Raw genomic sequence first — 15,670 nt, 5'->3', positions numbered from 1 at the left:
ATGAACGCCGTCGCAGCCGGATCCCCCGGCACCATGCGCGCCAGCGTGATGACCGGTGTGGGAACGCTCGTCGTCGAGGACCGTCCGGTGCCGACACCGGGACCGCGCGAGGTGCTGGTCGAGGTCGCCGCGGTCGGGGTGTGCGGATCCGATGTGCACTACTACCGCCACGGTCGCATCGGCGATTTCGTGGTCGAGGACCCCATGATCCTCGGGCACGAATTATCCGGGCGCATCGCCGCTGTCGGCGACGGCGTCGACCCCGGCCGCGTGGGCCAGCGCGTCGCGGTCGAACCGCAGCATCCGTGCCGTCGCTGCAAGCAGTGCACGGCGGGGCGCTACAACCTGTGCCCCGAGATGAAGTTCTACGCCACGCCGCCCGTCGACGGCGCGTTCTGCCGCTACGTCACGATCGACGACGACATGGCCCATCCCGTACCGGATTCCATGTCCGACGACGCCGCGGCGCTGCTCGAGCCGCTGTCGGTGGCGATCGCCACGATGCGCAAAGCCGCCATCGTCCCGGGCTCGTCCATCCTGATCGCCGGCGCCGGCCCGATCGGCGTGATCTGCGCACAGGCCGCGCGCGCATTCGGCGCGTCGCGTATCGTGGTGTCCGATCTGGTGGCATCGCGCCGCGAACGCGTCCTGCAGTTCGGCGCGACCGAGGTGCTCGACCCCACGGTCGACGACGTCGCCGCACTCGATCCGAAGGTCGACGCCTTCGTCGACGCGAGCGGTGCCGCACCGGCCGTGGTCAGCGGTATCAAAGCCGTCGGACCGGCGGGCAAGGTGGTGCTCGTCGGTATGGGTGCCGACGACGTATCGCTGCCCGTCGGCTACATCCAGAACTGGGAGATCACCGTCACCGGGGTGTTCCGGTACACCGACACCTGGCCTGCCGCAATCCATCTCGTCTCGTCCGGCGCCGTCGACCTCGACGCGCTCGTCACCGGGCGCTATGACCTCGACCATGTCGCCGAGGCGCTCGACAGCGACACCGACCCCGCCAGCCTCAAGTCGATTGTGAATCCGTCATGACAGATATCTCCAATGCTCCTCGCGTGCGGAGTTCGCCCTTCGATCTCACCGGCCGCACCGCCCTCGTCACCGGCGGCAACCAGGGCCTGGGACTTGCGTTCGCCTTCGGCCTCGCCGAGGCGGGCGCGCAGGTCGCCATCGCGGGCCGCAGCGCCGAGCGCAATGAGAAGGTCGTCAGTGAGGCTGCAGCAGCCGGCTTCGCCTTCCACGCCATCACCGCCGACATCACGCGCGCGGCCGACGTCGAGAACATGACCGCGGACGCGATCTCGGCCCTCGGGCATCTCGACATCCTCGTCAACAACGCGGGCACGTGCTATCACGGCGAATCCTGGTCGGTCACCGAGCAGCAGTGGGACGACGTCTTCGATCTCAATGTGAAGGCACTGTGGGCGTGTTCGTTGGCCGTGGGCGCCCACATGCGTGAGCGCGGCAGCGGATCGATCATCAACATCGGGTCGATGTCGGGCATGATCGTCAACCGGCCGCAGATGCAGCCGGCCTACAACGCGTCCAAGGCCGCGGTGCACCACCTCACCAAATCGCTTGCCGCCGAATGGGGTCCGCTGGGCATCCGGGTCAACGCGCTGGCGCCGGGCTACTGCAAAACCGAGATGGCACCGGTCGACAAGCCCGAGTTCAAGCGGCACTGGATCGATGACACCCCGATGCTGCGGTATGCGATGCCCGAGGAGATCGCGCCCAGCGTGGTCTTCCTCGCCAGCGACGCGGCCTCGTTCATCACCGGGTCGGTGCTGGTCGCCGATGGCGGGTACACCGCATGGTAGCGACCGGCATCGACACAAGTCGCGACAACAGAAGAGTCGTCGTCAACTCCCTCGACGACGTCGACATCGAGACGGTCGCACAAGCCGAACCCGGCGCAGGGGAGGCGCGGGTTCGCACCACGGTGGTCGGTATCTGCGGATCCGATCTGCACGCCGCCTGCGGCCGCCATCCGTTCATCGAGCTGCCGTACCGGCCGGGACATGAGGCGGTCGGCGTTGTCGAGGTCGTCGGCCCCGGCGTAGACGAGTCCTGGATCGGCGCCCGCGTCACGATCGAGCCGAATCTGGCCTGCGGCCACTGCACCCAGTGCCTGGCCGGCCGCTACAACATCTGCCGTGAATTGCTGGTGTTCGGCTGCCAAACACCTGGAGCCCTTGCCGATTCGTTCGTCATCGGCGCCGACCGGCTGGTCGCGCTGAACGACGACCTCGACGATCGTCACGCGATCCTGATCGAGCCGTTGGCCACGCCCGTCCACACCGTCCGGCGCGCCGCCGAGGTTGTCGGCGATCTCCGGGACCGGCCCGTCGTCGTGATCGGCGCCGGCCCCATCGGCCTGTTCACGCTGCTGGCGGCGCGGCACGCGGGCGCCCGCGTCGCGGTCGCCGACCTCCTCGAATCCAAACGCGCCAGGGCGCAGCGCCTCGGCGCGATCGGCACATTCGATCCGGCGGCGCCCGACGCCGTCGACACGGCACTGGAGCTACTCGGTGGACCGGCTGCGGTGGTCATCGACTGCGTGTCCCGCGAAAGCTCGGTCGCCCAGGCGGTCGAACTGGTCGACAAGGGCGGCGCGGTCATGATCGTCGGGGTGGCGGAGGGCGCGACCCCGGTGCCGCTCGGGCTGATCCAGGACCGCGAGCTGGCGCTGATCGGCAACCTGATGTACGTCCGGGAGGACTTCACGGCTGCCGTCGCGCTCCTGTCCTCGGGTGCGGTGCCGGTCGACGAGATCATCAGCGCCGAGTTCGATTTCGAAGATTCCGCCAAGGCGTTCACCGCGTCCGCCGATGCGGAGAACGTGAAAGTTCTCGTCACCGTGGGGAGTTCGGCATGACAGCCCTGCTCGAGTGCACTGACATTCAGAAGAGCTTCGGCGGTGTCCCGGTGCTCAAAGGCATCACGCTGCAGCTCGAACCGGGCACCGTGACCGCGCTGGCCGGCGAGAACGGGGCGGGCAAGTCGACGCTGATGAAGATCGTCTCCGGTCAGTACAGCGCCGACCACGGCACGGTTTCGGTGCAGGGCAACCACCTCTCGACCGGCAACACGCGTGACGCCGTCAAACACGGTGTGGCCATCGTCCCACAGGAGCTCGCCTCGATCGAGGACATGACCGTCTACGAAAACCTGTTCGTCGGACGCGAACTCAAACGCGGGCCGTTCCTCAACCGGCGGGCGATGATCGCCGAGGCCAAAGAAACCCTCGCGGTGTTCGACGTGGGCATCTCGCCGACCGCGCGGATGGGCAGCCTGCCGGTCGGTCTGCGCCAGATCGTCGAGATCGTCAAGGCCGCGCGCACCGGCGCGAAGGTGGTGATGCTCGACGAGCCCACGTCGGCGATCTCCGAGCGCGAGGTCGAAGGCCTCTACAAGATCGTGCGCCAGCTGCGGGACCGCGGCGTGGCGATGGTGTACACGACCCACAAGATGGCCGAGATCCGCGCGATCGCCGACCGCGTGGTGGTACTGCGCGACGGCGGGCTGATCCTCGACAAGCCGATCGACGGCGTGTCCGACGACGACATCGTCACCGCGATGATCGGCCGCGAACTCGACACGCTTTTCCCCGAACGTCCGAAACCCGGCACCGACACCGTGCTCGAGGTGCGCGACCTGCAGGTCGAAGGCGCTTCTGGCCCAGTGTCGTTCACCGTCAAGGCCGGTGAGATCGTCGGGCTGGCCGGCCTGGTCGGCGCCGGACGCACCGAACTGCTTGAGGCGATCTTCGGGGCACGCCACAGCTCGGCGGGCGACGTCATCGTGCGGGGCCGCGCGATCAAACGAAACCAGCCGGCCGCGGCCATCACCGCCGGTATGGCGATGGTGCCCGAGGATCGCAAGCTGTCGGGGGCCGTGCTGTCGATGAGCGTGCTCGACAACGGCACGCTGCCGCGGCTGTCGTCGTTCAGCGTGGCCGGCTGGTTGCGCGGCAAGGCCCGCACCCAGGCGGTGTCGGACGTGATGTCCTCGGTGCGGCTGCGCAGCCGGGGCCTCGGACAAGAGGTCGGGACGCTGTCCGGCGGCAATCAACAGAAAGTGGTTCTGGCTCGCTGGCTGACCGGGGACGTCAACGTCCTGCTGCTCGACGAGCCCACCCGCGGCGTCGACGTCGGCGCACGCAGCGAGATCTACCGCATCATCACCGAATTCGCCGCACAAGGCATGGCGGTGGTGATGGCGTCCTCGGACATGCCGGAGGTGGTGGGGCTGTCGCACCGCGCGTTCGTCATGCGGGCCGGGCTGCTCGTCGGTGAGCTCGACCGCGATGCCCTCGACCATCCCGAGGTTCAGGAGTCGGTGTTCCGCTTGGCCACCGCCCTCGATGCCAAAGAAGAACAGAGAAGCCAGGAGATCGGATCGTGACCACACAACTCAAACCCGAAGACGCGGTGCCGGATTCGTCCGGAGCCACGGTCGTCTCGGCAACCACCGGCGAACCGGTCCGCCTGTTCTCCAAGGACTGGTTCGCCGGCATCGCGGTGCGTTACGCGATGGTGTTCGTGATGCTGCTGGTCATCGCGTACTTCAGTTACCGCAGTGCACGATTCGCCACACCCGACAACCTGGTCACCATCCTGGTCGCGGCGGCCCCGTTCGCACTGATCGCGCTCGGCCAGACCCTGGTCATTCTCACCGGCGGCATCGACCTGTCGGTCGGCAGCGTGATCGCGGTGTCGGCGATGGCAGGCGCGGCGACCGCCAAGGCCAACCCCGGCCAGGTCTGGCTCACGGTTCTGGTGGCGATGCTCGTCGGGCTCGCCGTCGGCTGCATCAACGGTTTCCTGGTGTCGCGCATCAACGTTCCACCCTTCATCGCGACGTTGGGCACATTGACCGCGGGTTCGGGTATGGCGTACGTGATCGGCGGCGGTGCACCCATCAACGGGCTGCCCGCCGAATTCGGCGCGATCGCCAACACCAAGATCCTCGGGCTGCAGATTCCGGTGCTGCTGATGATCGTCGGCATCGTCGCGCTCGCCATCATCATGAAGCGCACCACCTACGGCATGCGCGTCTATGCCGTAGGCGGCAACCGCAACGCCGCCGAGATCGCCGGCATCAACGCCAAGAACGTGTTGTTCAGCGTGTACGCGTTCTCGGGCCTGCTGGCCGGCCTGTCCGGTGTCATGCTCGCGTCGCGCGTCATCTCCGGACCGCCCAACCTCGGGCAGGGCTACGAACTCGACGCGATCGCGGCGGTCGTGATCGGCGGCGCGAGCCTCATGGGCGGGCGCGGCACGATCTGGGGAACCGCGTTGGGCCTGCTGATGATTCAGACACTCAACAACGGCCTGGACATCCTCGTCGTCCCGGCCTACTGGCAGGACGTCATCAAGGGCGTGCTGATCGTCGCGGCCGTCGCCGTCGACGTGTGGTCGTCCCGGCGCCGAACATGATGGCGCAGCATCCGGCATCACACATCCGACACCACTGGAAACAAAGGAAAGAAGGCACATGAAACTGGGAACGAAGATGTTCGCGGTTGCCTCGGCCACCGTGCTGGGCTTCGGGATGACAGCGTGTGGCGCTGGCGACCCCGAGGCCAACAGTGACACCACCCGCATCGGCGTGTCGGTGTACGACATGAGCTCGTTCATCACCGCGGGCAAAGAAGGCATGGAGGCCTACGCCAAGGACAACAACATCGAACTGGTCTGGAACTCCGCCAATCTCGATGTGTCCACCCAGGCGAACCAGGTCGACTCGATGATCAACCAGGGTGTCGATGCCATCATCGTCGTTCCGGTGCAGGCGGATTCGCTCGGGCCGCAGGTCGCGTCGGCCAAGGCCAAGGGCATTCCGCTGGTTCCGGTCAACGCCGCGCTCAACAGCCCCGATGTGGCGGGCAACGTGCAGCCCGACGACGTCGCGGCGGGCGCGCAGGAGATGCAGATGATGGCCGACCGCCTCGGCGGCAAAGGCAACATCGTCATCCTGCAGGGCCCGCTCGGACAGTCCGGTGAACTCGACCGCAGCAAGGGCATCGAGCAGACGCTCGCGAAGTACCCCGACATCAAGGTGCTGGCCAAGGACACCGCGAACTGGAAGCGCGACGAGGCCGTCAACAAGATGAAGAACTGGATCTCGGGCTTCGGACCGCAGATCGACGGCGTGGTCGCGCAGAACGACGACATGGGCCTCGGCGCGTTGCAGGCCCTCAAGGAATCCGGCCGCACCGGGGTCCCGATCGTCGGGATCGACGGCATCGAGGACGGCCTGAACGCCGTCAAGAGCGGTGAATTCATCGGCACCTCACTGCAGAACGGCACCGTCGAGCTGTCCGCGGGTCTGGCCGTCGCCAACGCACTCGCCAAGGGCGAAGAGGTCAACACCGAACCGGTCTACATCATGCCCGCCATCACCAAGGACAACGTCGACGTCGCGATCCAGCACGTGGTGACCGAACGGCAGAAGTTCCTCGACGGGCTTTCGGAGCTCACCGCCCAGAATCTCAAGACCGGCGACATCGCCTACGAGGGCATCCCGGGCCAGAAGCAGCCGTAACCACTGATTTCCACTGGCGATAAGAGAGCGAGAACCAGACAGATGAGACTTACGACCAAGGTCGCCGCGATTGCCTCGGCCGGGGTGCTCGGCCTCGGCATGACGGCATGCGGTGCGGGTGACCCCGAGGCCAACAGCGACTCCACCCGTATCGGCGTCACGGTGTACGACATGAGCTCGTTCATCACCGAAGGCAAAGAAGGCATGGATGCCTACGCCAAGGCCAAGAACATCGAGCTCGTGTGGAACTCGGCCAACAACGATGTGTCCACCCAGGCCAGCCAGGTCGATTCGTTGATCAACCAGGGTGTCGATGCCATCATCGTCGTTCCGGTGCAGGCGGATTCGCTCGGGCCGCAGGTCGCATCGGCCAAGGCCAAGAACATTCCGCTGCTCGCGGTGAACGCCGCACTGGAGACACCCGATCTTGCGGGCAACGTGCAGCCCGACGATGTCGCGGCGGGTGCGCAGGAGATGCAGATGATGGCCGATCGCCTCGGCGGCAAGGGCAACATCGTCATCCTGCAGGGCCCGCTCGGCGGATCGGGAGAGATCAACCGCGGCAAGGGGATCGACCAGGTCCTCGCGAAGTACCCCGACATCAAGGTGCTGGCCAAGGACACCGCGAACTGGAAGCGCGACGAGGCCGTCAACAAGATGAAGAACTGGATCTCGTCGTTCGGCAACCAGATCGACGGCGTCGTGTCGCAGAACGACGACATGGGGCTGGGCGCATTGCAGGCGCTCAAAGAGGCCGGCCGCACCGGCGTGCCGATCGTCGGGATCGACGGCATCGAGGACGGCCTGAACGCCGTCAAGAGCGGTGAATTCATCGGCACCTCACTGCAGAACGGCACCGTCGAGCTGTCCGCCGGCCTCGCCGTGGCCGACGCGCTGGTCAAGGGCGAGCAGGTCAAGACCGACCCGGTCTACGTCATGCCGGCCATCACCAAGGACAACGTCGACGTCGCGATCCAGCACGTGGTGACCGAACGGCAGAAGTTCCTCGACGGTCTGGTCGAGCTCACCGAGCAGAACCTCAAGACCGGCGACATCGCCTACGAGGGCATCCCGGGGCAGACCCAGCCCTGACCCGCCGCACACGACTGTGGGCCTCGTGCACGCTTTCTCGAAGATTTGCGTGCACGGGGCCCACGCTCGTCGCGGCTCTACCGCGCAGCCAGCTCCCGCTGCGCGAGGGTCAGCACCTCATCGGTCGTCGGTGGGCTCGGCGGGTGGAACGACAGACACCACGGCGTCTGGATCTTGTGAAATGCGTCGCCCTCCAACGCCAGATAGAACTGGCCGGAGCGCAGCCGGCTGATGTCGGGCACCAGGCCGCCCTTCACCCGGGCCATCTCTCTGGCCACCGCGATCTGGGCGGGGGAGTTCAGCAGCCCGTAGAACTGGGTGGCCGAATTACCCGGAATGTGGTTGTGCAGACCGCGCGGAGCCTGTGTCGCGAACACCAGACCGAGCCCGTACTTGCGGGCCTGCGATGACAACGCCAGCGTGCTGTGCGTGCAGGCGGTCATGTGGGTCGACGGCGCGAAGTTCTGCGCCTCGTCCATCACGAGGAGCCCGCCGAGCGGTCGATCGCCCGCCGGGTTGCGTTTGATCCATGCGAACAACGCCATCTGCAACTGGTTGACGAAGCCTTCGCGTTGCTGCTCGTTGGTCAGGCCGACCATGCTGATCACCGACACCCGCGCGCGATAACCCGGCGACGGGCTCAGCAGGACACCCGGATCGGCCGCGGTGCCGGCGCCGCCGAACAACGGGTCGTTGACCGTTGCGGCACGCAGGTTCTGGCCGAGTTCGGCGGCCAGCTTGTGCGCACCGCCCAGTGCGCTGACGCCGTCGGGCAGGTTGCTCAGCAGATCGATGAACCCACTCAACGTCACCGAGCGCCCGGCGCCGTAGAACCGCAATGCCTCGCGCAGCACGGCTCGGGACCGGTTGGCCTTGGCGGTGTTTCCGACGATGAGCGCCCGTGGTTCCAGCGCAGCGACCGCGGATTCGACGGCGTCGGAGAACTCGTCGGCGTCGTCGAGCACACTGGCGAAATCGGGCAGCGGCTGGAACGCCAACGGCCGCCCCGTCGCGCGGCGCGGCGTCCACACCACCACTTCGGTGTTGGACAGGTACTCGTCGCTGCGGGCGTCGTCGGCAGGATTCCAGCCGGGTGGCGGCTCCGGCCACCGGCTGCCCAACCGCGACAGATCGTTGTTCGGGTCGAGCACGATCGACGAAACACCGCGCAGCGCACACTCTTCCACGAGCCGCCGGATCAGCACGGTCTTGCCAGACCCCGATCCGGCGAATATCGCGGTGTGCTTGCGCAGCGCGGCCAGGTCGACCGAGACCGGTTGCCCGGTGGTCGCGTCGATGCCAAGGGTGACCGCGGTGGGCGAGTGGTCGACCACGAGCGGGGCCGGTTCCTCGTCATGGACCGGCACGTCGACGATTTCGGGCACCGGAGGCGGCTCGTCGCCCGCGACGTCGCCGAGCGCGGCGCGAAGCAGCGCGATCCCGTGGCCGGGCCTGCGCTTTCGCAACCACTCGGGCAGATCGGGGTGGTTGTCGGCGATCAGGTCGCGCAGCGCCGTCATCGTGCGCAGGTCGTCGTCGCTCATCGGAAGCACGCGCCCGCCCGCCGCCTCGAACTCGGCGATCATCGCGGCCGTCTTGGCGCCCTTGGGCCATGGGTTGTTGCGCAGCAGGAACAGTCTGCGCCGGTCCGGGTTGGAACCCGTTGCCTCCCAAGCCTTCCGGATGCGGTTCTGGACCGCGACGGCGTTGCCCGACGAGACCGCACGAAACGCCCAGTGCCGCTCGTCGTCGGTGGCGGCATCGAGGCTCTGCCGGAGCCGGGCGTGCAGCACGACGCGTTGGCCGGGCGGCGGATCGGGTCGGAATGCCTGCTCGGCTTCGCCGAGCTCGGTGATCCAGGCCTCAAGCGCGGCCGACAACAGGCCGGGCATCGTGGTGTCCTCACCGTCGGGATCCAGCGCCGCGGCAGGCACCGCGCGCCGCCGATACTCGGCGAACCGGCGGTCGAGTTCGCCGGTGTCGCCGCGCGGCGTGTCACCCGCGCTCGGCTCGTGCGGCTCGGCGACCTCACCGGTCAGCCGCGCGAGCTCCTCGATGGTGTCGCGTTCGAGACAGCGCCGCACGTGCGCGTCGGCCCGCTTGAGCAGCTGCCGCGGCGTGTACTGCGTCGCCTCGTCGAACGCCGACGGCAGGATCGGCCAGCTCGGGTACGGCGCGGTGAAACCGACCGCGCTGTAGCTGGCGGTGAATCGGCGCTCCAGGATCGCGCGGCCGACGTCCGGGGTCGGCAAACCCTGCAACAGCCCGGTGGCCCGGAACCGGTCCTGCACGGTGGCGGTCGCCCGGTCCTGGATCGCCTCCCACGCGGCGGGCAGGCAGGCCACCACCGGCACGGTGCGGCGCATCGTCTGCCGCACCGACATCAGCCCGTGCGCGACGTGCTCCAGATCTCGGTTGTCGGACTCGGGCTGGTCTCCGGCGTTGTCGGTGCGTTCGGGCGATTGCGCCAACAGCGTGTCGATCTGGTCGAGCGCCAGTACGGCAGGTCCCGCCAATGCGATCAGTCGGGAGATGTCGCGTACCGATTCCTGCGGCGTGAGACTCGGTGCGGGCAGCCCCCACACGTCGCGTTCGCCGCGGCCGAAGTCGTCGTTGGCAGTCAGGAACGCCTCGCCGATGTCCTGCAGGTCGAGATCGGTTGCCGCGAGCAGCACCATCGCGCGCAGCGTGTGGTGGGCCCGTTTGACGGTCTGGCGACGCGCCTTGTGCAGTGCGTTGACGAAATCGGTGAGGACATCGGGTGTCAGCTCGTCGTCGCCGATGATCGCCCTGCGGTTGGCCCGGGAGATGTGGGCGATCGACGACAGCTCCCACAGCAGATCCTTGAGCTGCGTTTCGCGCTCCGAGCCGGGCCTGCCGAGGCTCTCCAGGATCCCGGCGCGTGCCGACTGCCAGAAGCTGGCCGCGTCGAGAAGTTCGACCAGGAAAAAGAATCCGCCGGCGGTCTGCACCTGTTCGCGTACCTGGCCGAGCAGATGGGTCTTGCCCGAGCCGGCGGGCCCGCGCACCACGACGCCGAGCGGGCTGGAATCGGCGTCTCGCGCGGCATCGCCGAATGCGGCCATGACGTCGGCCATCGGCCGGTCGTGCAGTCCGCCGACGTGCAGGGCGCCCTGCGAATGCCACAGATCGTCGGCGGTCGGCGCCCACGTGAGGCGCAGCGCGCTGAGTGCTTCGCGTTCCTGTAGTTCCATCAGGACTCGATCGCCATCAGATGTTTGTTCTGGTCGCCGATCTGTACGGCGGCGGCCCGGTCGGCGGCGGTCAGCACCTTCTGGTTCTCCTCGGGGATGAGACTGACGCCCGGCTGCTGGTACAGATTCACCAGCGCCGCGTCCACCTCGGCGCGGGCCAGTCCGGGCACTGCTTCACGCAGGCTGACGAGGCTCACCCAGCCACCGGGCCGGGCGGCCAGCCGGGTGTAGGCGGTCCGTAACTGCTCTTCGGCCTGTGCGGGCGGCAGGAACACGTCAGCCGGGGCGAGGTCGGCTCGGTCGAAGTAGCGGCCGAGAGAATTCAGCACGGTGTACAGCGCCCTGCCCTGGCCCGAGGAGCGGGCCGGGGCGCCTGCGCCGAGCAATTCGCGGCACAGTGCCCAGCCGGAGTCGGTCAGCTCGTGCACGAGGGGCCTGCCGGTCGTCGTCTCGATCAAGCCCAGCTCGTTGAGCCGAACCCGACCCGGCTTGTCGAGCTTGGGGCCAAGGCGTTCCAGTTCCGGGTTGGGCACGGGTCGCGACTCGGCCATCAACACCAGGAGTACCGCCTGTTCGGTGCCGGTCAGTTCGTCGGGGGCAACGTTCACTGCAGACTCACCTTCCTGACTGTCGGCTCATTCTCGCGCGGCTTCGCTCTGCGCGCCGCGCCACGGCGCCTCCTGCACGTTACAGCCGACCGCTACGGTGACGACAATATTGTTGAACCGCACTCGCATTCGCAGTGCGTGCGTTTTGCCTGCACAGCTACCCGGCGTCGAGTGGTTGGCCGGTGTCGGCCAGACGTTCGGGGTCGACGGCGACACGCGACCGGATCAGGGCTTTGATGTCGTCGAGCACATCCCACACGTTGACGTTCATGCCGGCGAGCACCCGATTGTCGGCGTCGAGCCAGAACACGACGAATTCGCGGCCCGCGACATCGCCGCGGAACACGACACGCTCGTAGCTGGGGGCATGGCCGACGTACTCCATGCCGAGGTCGTACTGGTCGGTGAAGAAATACGGCAGGTCGTCGTATTCGGCCGTTCTGCCGACCATTCCGGCCGCGGCCACGGCGGGCTGCTTGAGCGCGTTCGCCCAGTGCTCGGTGCGGATACGCACACCGAACAGCGGGTGCTGCGCGGCGGCGATGTCACCGACCGCATAGATGTCGGCATCGCTCGTGCGCAACGCGGCGTCGACGAGTACGCCACCGTCGGCGGTCGCGAGGCCGGCGCGTTCGGCCAGGCCGATGTTGGGCGCCGCGCCCACCGCCACCAGCACGGCATCGGCGGGAACGGTGGACCCATCCCCGAGTCGTAGACCGGTGGCGGTGCCGCCGCTGGTCGTGATCTCCTGCACGGTCTCGTTGAGGCGTAGGTCGACGCCGTGCTCGCGGTGCAGGCGCGCGAACACCTCACCAACTTCGGCGCCGAGCGCACCGAGCAGGGGAAGACGAGCCGTTTCGACGACCGTGACGTTCACGCCCCGCTGACGGGCACTGGCGGCGACCTCCATGCCGATCCAGCCGGCGCCGACGACCGCCAACGAAGAACCTTCCGTCAGTGCGGAATTCAGGGCGGCGGCATCGTCGATGGTGCGCAGATAGTGCACGCCGGCCGCGTCGGCGCCGGGTATGGGCGGGCGTTTCGGCGCCGAGCCCGTGGCGAGCAGCAACTTGTCGTAGCTCACGGTGCTGTCGTCGGGCAGGGTGATGGTGTGGTCGGCGGGGTTGACGGCGGTAACCTCGGTGCCCAGCCGGAGTTCGACATTGTGGTCGCGGTACCACGCGGCCGGATCGACGGTGAAATCAGCCAGCGCCTTCTTGCCGGCCAGATATTCCTTGGACAGCGGCGGCCGCTCGTAGGGCAGCTTGTCCTCCGCGGCGAACAACACGACATGGCCGTCAAAGTCGTTGTCCCGCAGCGCTTCAGCAGCCTTGGCGCCGGCGAGGCCGCCACCGATGATCGCGAATGTGGACGAAGTTGTCATGCCGACTCAGCCTACTCGCGCGCCAGGAACTCCTTGAGCTTTCCGGCGTTCCGCACGGCGTGGCCGCCGAGGTCGTTGTTGAAGTACACGACGACGCGATGGCCGTCGGCATCCCACTGCCCGATCTTGTCGGCCCACCACCGCAACTGCTCATCCGGATAGGAGCCGGCATACATCGCGCCCTGTTCGGGTCCGTGCAGGCGGACATACACCAGATCACTCGTGGCCACCGGTTCACACACCAGGCCGGGCCCGCTCATCACCACATATGCGGCCCGATGCGCCTCCAACAGCGCGTACACGGCCGGATCGTTCCAGGATCGATGTCGCAGCTCCATCGCCACCGGGATGCGGTCGGGCATCAACTTCAGAAACCCGGCGAGCAGATCGTCGTCGCGTTCGATGGCGGGATGGAGTTGCACCAGAAGGGCTTCGCCGCGGTCACCGAGTTCGGTCCAGCAGCGCTCGAACCGCTCGATCCAGGGTTCGGGCGAGCGCAACCGGCGGTAGTGCGTCAAACCGCGGTGCGCCTTGACCGACATCGTGAAACCGTCGGGTAGCCGTTGCCGCCAGCCGGCGAAGGTCGTGTCTTTGGGCCAGCGGTAGAAGCTCGCGTTGAGCTCGACGGTGTCGAAGGCCTCGGTATATCGGTCGAGCCGCTTCGCGGTCGGCGTGCCCGGCGGGTAGAGCACGCCGTTCCAGTGGTCGTAGGACCACCCCGAGGTGCCGATCCGGATCATGAGCCTCGCTAAGGGACGTCGGTGTACTGCAGGGTGTAACCGTCGCCGGAGAAGGTGAAACCTTTGCCGGTGAGTTCCCGCACGCACGACACCCCGTGCTCCTCCTGCACATTGCACCGAAAACCCGCCACCGCAAGCACTTTGCCGAACGGCAAAACCGCCGCGGTGTCGAGCGAGAACTGCGTCTGCGGCAGCACCACGAACGCGGCGTCGTGATCGCGGTCCACGACGATCGCGTTGGGCGTGGTGGGCTCGCCGTCGACGATGACGTCGGGCGCTCCGGTGATGCCGATACCGGAGTCCAGGCCGTCCGCCGACTCGCAACCGGCGCGGTCGCGGGGCAGGATCGCGCAGTGCCAGCGTCCGCTCGGGGTGCTGAAGTAATAGGCCGTGCGGCCGTCCACCGGTGCCGCATAGTCGGCGGCGTTCACCAGGTTCGCGGTGCCGAACTGCGGCACCGGCGCCGACGTGGGCGGCGCAGTCTGCTGCGGAGTGTCGCCGGTGTTGACGACCGTGCCGGAGGTACACGCGGCGAGGGTCGCCGTCGCCGCGACGAGGACCGCCGTTCGTATCGCCATGCAAGCTTTCACGGCGCCTGACCCTAGCCAACCGCGGCTGCCGCGATGACGGTAGCGTCCAGATTTTGTGACGACCGGTTTCTCAGGTCGCCGCCACACAGATGTCGCCGCCGACTAGCAGCAGCGGCCACAACAGCGTGACCTGACCGAACGCCACAAGGTTGGCTCCCGCCGGTATGCGGGTCAGCAGTTCGGATTCGATCAACTGCACCTGCTCGGGATGGAAGAACGTCCACAGCAGGCCGATCACGATGTAGGGGAGCGCCAGCCACAGCGCTGTCTCGATCATCTGCTCGAGGCTGACTTTCCGGCTCAGGATCCGTCGCATGCTACCGACGCCGCTCAGATCAGGGGCTTGCCGGTGCGCACCCGGCGGCGCACGTCCGCCAGGAGCAGGAAGCTGCCGCCCTGCCTTATGAAGATCGGCAGGAACCGGTTGCCGAACGCGACCAGCAGGAAAAGCCATTCGAACAGCCGTTGGCGGCCGCGGCCCCAGCCGAGGCCCAGCGCATCGCGGAAAACCGGGGCCAGAAAGCCCGCGGTGAGGAATTTCAGCAGCGGCCGGAACGGCAGGCCTAACAGTGGGTTGATCATCTTCAGGTTCACCAGATCGTGCAGGTAGCGCGCGACCACGTCGTCGATGGCGACCTGCTCGCATGCGGTGTTCCAGTAGGCGTCGAACTCGGCGCGCGTGGCGGGCCACTGCTCGGCACTGACCTGCAACGTGGTGCCGAGCGTGGCGGCGGAGGCGTAGAACTGTTCAGCCTGTTCGGCCGTCATCGTGCCGCGCAGCAGCTGGTAGGTGTCCTCCAACCCGACGAACAGGCAGGCCGCCACCCACATCTGCAGGTCACGGTCAAACGCGTTGTACCGCACCGGGCTTGCCGGGCCCGACCTCACCTGGCGGTGGGCCACGTCGACGGCGTCGCGGAAGGCTTCGCGGTCTTCGGGGCGGCCGAGGATGGCCACGGCGAGGTACTGGAAGGTCGTGCGGGCCCGTTTCCACGGGTGCTTGAGCAGATTGCCGGAGTCGACCTTGCTTTCGACGACGCCGTACCCGACCCCGGGTCGGGACAGCTGCATGATGACGTTCGCGGCCCCGGCGGCGAAGGCCCAGAAATCCATGGCGTCGGCGATGGTGACCGGGCCGTCATCCCACCGTGCGGTGCGTCTGGTGACCGAGATTCGGTTGGCGTGTGTGGTGTCCCCGACAGACATGCGCGGCTCGTCCCGTCAACTCATGCAGACGTTGGTGAACAGCAGTACCGGCCACGACACGATGGAGCCGAGGAACGACACCACGGCATCGGCCCGGCTCATCCCGTGCAGGTGCTCGGTATGGGTCAGCGACCAGACCATCCCGATGATCAGATAGGGGACCGCCAGGATGATCGCCGTGCCGATCCATTCGGCGATCGTCATCTGGAAGCTCAGAACTTTTCGTACCGTGGTCAGCATGTACCAGTGCCACCCTTCTTGCCAGGCGCCCCTATGT

General features: G+C 67.3%; 15 protein-coding genes. 7 read left to right on the top strand and 8 right to left on the bottom strand.

The window, feature by feature from the left end; genetic code table 11:
- From AWC31_RS36210 to xypA, 7 genes are read left to right on the top strand one after another with little or no spacing between them, the layout of a single operon-like run.
- Entirely contained in the window at window positions 1-1,041 is a 1,041-nt protein-coding gene (locus AWC31_RS36210; protein ID WP_085150600.1) for an NAD(P)-dependent alcohol dehydrogenase, read from the top strand.
- 23 nt (window positions 1,042-1,064) lie between these two features.
- Window positions 1,065-1,829: an SDR family NAD(P)-dependent oxidoreductase gene (locus tag AWC31_RS36205; RefSeq protein WP_234790910.1), complete on the top strand. Its 765-nt coding sequence runs from the start codon at window positions 1,065-1,067 to the stop codon at window positions 1,827-1,829.
- Window positions 1,823-2,887 carry a zinc-dependent alcohol dehydrogenase gene (locus AWC31_RS36200; protein WP_085150596.1) on the top strand — a complete coding sequence of 355 codons (1,065 nt, stop codon included), beginning with the start codon at window positions 1,823-1,825 and terminating at the stop codon, window positions 2,885-2,887. Before AWC31_RS36205 ends, AWC31_RS36200 begins: the two co-directional genes overlap by 7 nt.
- Window positions 2,884-4,416 carry a sugar ABC transporter ATP-binding protein gene (locus AWC31_RS36195; RefSeq protein ID WP_085150594.1) on the top strand — a complete coding sequence of 511 codons (1,533 nt, stop codon included), beginning with the start codon at window positions 2,884-2,886 and terminating at the stop codon, window positions 4,414-4,416. Before AWC31_RS36200 ends, AWC31_RS36195 begins: the two co-directional genes overlap by 4 nt.
- Complete coding sequence (locus AWC31_RS36190; RefSeq protein WP_067851839.1) at window positions 4,413-5,450, top strand: ABC transporter permease; 1,038 nt, start codon at window positions 4,413-4,415, stop codon at window positions 5,448-5,450. The genes AWC31_RS36195 and AWC31_RS36190 overlap by 4 nt, the downstream gene beginning before the upstream one ends.
- A 58-nt stretch (window positions 5,451-5,508) precedes the next feature.
- Entirely contained in the window at window positions 5,509-6,558 is a 1,050-nt protein-coding gene (gene thpA, locus AWC31_RS36185; RefSeq protein WP_067851838.1) for a sugar ABC transporter xylitol/D-threitol-binding protein ThpA, read from the top strand.
- A 42-nt stretch (window positions 6,559-6,600) separates the two neighbouring features.
- The gene (gene xypA / locus AWC31_RS36180) at window positions 6,601-7,650 is read left to right on the top strand and encodes a sugar ABC transporter xylitol/L-sorbitol-binding protein XypA (protein WP_085150592.1); all 1,050 of its coding nucleotides are present in this window, start codon (window positions 6,601-6,603) and stop codon (window positions 7,648-7,650) included.
- A gap of 77 nt (window positions 7,651-7,727) precedes the next feature.
- Here the strand turns inward: xypA and AWC31_RS36175 are convergent, their stop codons facing one another.
- From AWC31_RS36175 to AWC31_RS36140, 8 genes are all read right to left on the bottom strand, one after another.
- A complete protein-coding gene (locus AWC31_RS36175) occupies window positions 7,728-10,865 on the bottom strand; it encodes a helicase HerA domain-containing protein (RefSeq protein ID WP_085150590.1) in 3,138 nt (1,045 codons plus the stop codon).
- Window positions 10,865-11,473 carry a hypothetical protein gene (locus tag AWC31_RS36170; protein WP_067851835.1) on the bottom strand — a complete coding sequence of 203 codons (609 nt, stop codon included), beginning with the start codon at window positions 11,471-11,473 and terminating at the stop codon, window positions 10,865-10,867. The genes AWC31_RS36175 and AWC31_RS36170 overlap by 1 nt, the downstream gene beginning before the upstream one ends.
- A gap of 157 nt (window positions 11,474-11,630) precedes the next feature.
- Window positions 11,631-12,857, bottom strand: a complete 1,227-nt coding sequence (locus tag AWC31_RS36165; RefSeq protein WP_085150588.1) for an NAD(P)/FAD-dependent oxidoreductase — start codon at window positions 12,855-12,857, stop codon at window positions 11,631-11,633.
- Between the two features lie 11 nt (window positions 12,858-12,868).
- Window positions 12,869-13,597, bottom strand: coding sequence for a DUF72 domain-containing protein (locus AWC31_RS36160; RefSeq protein ID WP_085150586.1), 729 nt, complete (start codon window positions 13,595-13,597; stop codon window positions 12,869-12,871).
- A gap of 8 nt (window positions 13,598-13,605) precedes the next feature.
- The gene (locus AWC31_RS36155) at window positions 13,606-14,175 is read right to left on the bottom strand and encodes a hypothetical protein (protein WP_234817124.1); all 570 of its coding nucleotides are present in this window, start codon (window positions 14,173-14,175) and stop codon (window positions 13,606-13,608) included.
- Between the two features lie 82 nt (window positions 14,176-14,257).
- Window positions 14,258-14,464: a hypothetical protein gene (locus AWC31_RS36150; RefSeq protein ID WP_374214064.1), complete on the bottom strand. Its 207-nt coding sequence runs from the start codon at window positions 14,462-14,464 to the stop codon at window positions 14,258-14,260.
- Window positions 14,465-14,517: 53 nt separating this feature from the next.
- Window positions 14,518-15,393 (bottom strand): oxygenase MpaB family protein, encoded by an 876-nt coding sequence (locus AWC31_RS36145; RefSeq protein ID WP_085150580.1) that lies wholly within the window; start codon window positions 15,391-15,393, stop codon window positions 14,518-14,520.
- A gap of 15 nt (window positions 15,394-15,408) precedes the next feature.
- Window positions 15,409-15,633, bottom strand: coding sequence for a hypothetical protein (locus AWC31_RS36140; RefSeq protein ID WP_085150578.1), 225 nt, complete (start codon window positions 15,631-15,633; stop codon window positions 15,409-15,411).
- Window positions 15,634-15,670 lie beyond the last annotated feature (37 nt).

The sequence above is a fragment of the Mycolicibacterium wolinskyi genome, from assembly GCF_002101965.1.
Classification (GTDB): domain Bacteria; phylum Actinomycetota; class Actinomycetes; order Mycobacteriales; family Mycobacteriaceae; genus Mycobacterium; species Mycobacterium wolinskyi.
Note: the sequence above shows the minus strand (reverse complement) of the source record. Positions and strands in the feature narration are given on the sequence as shown.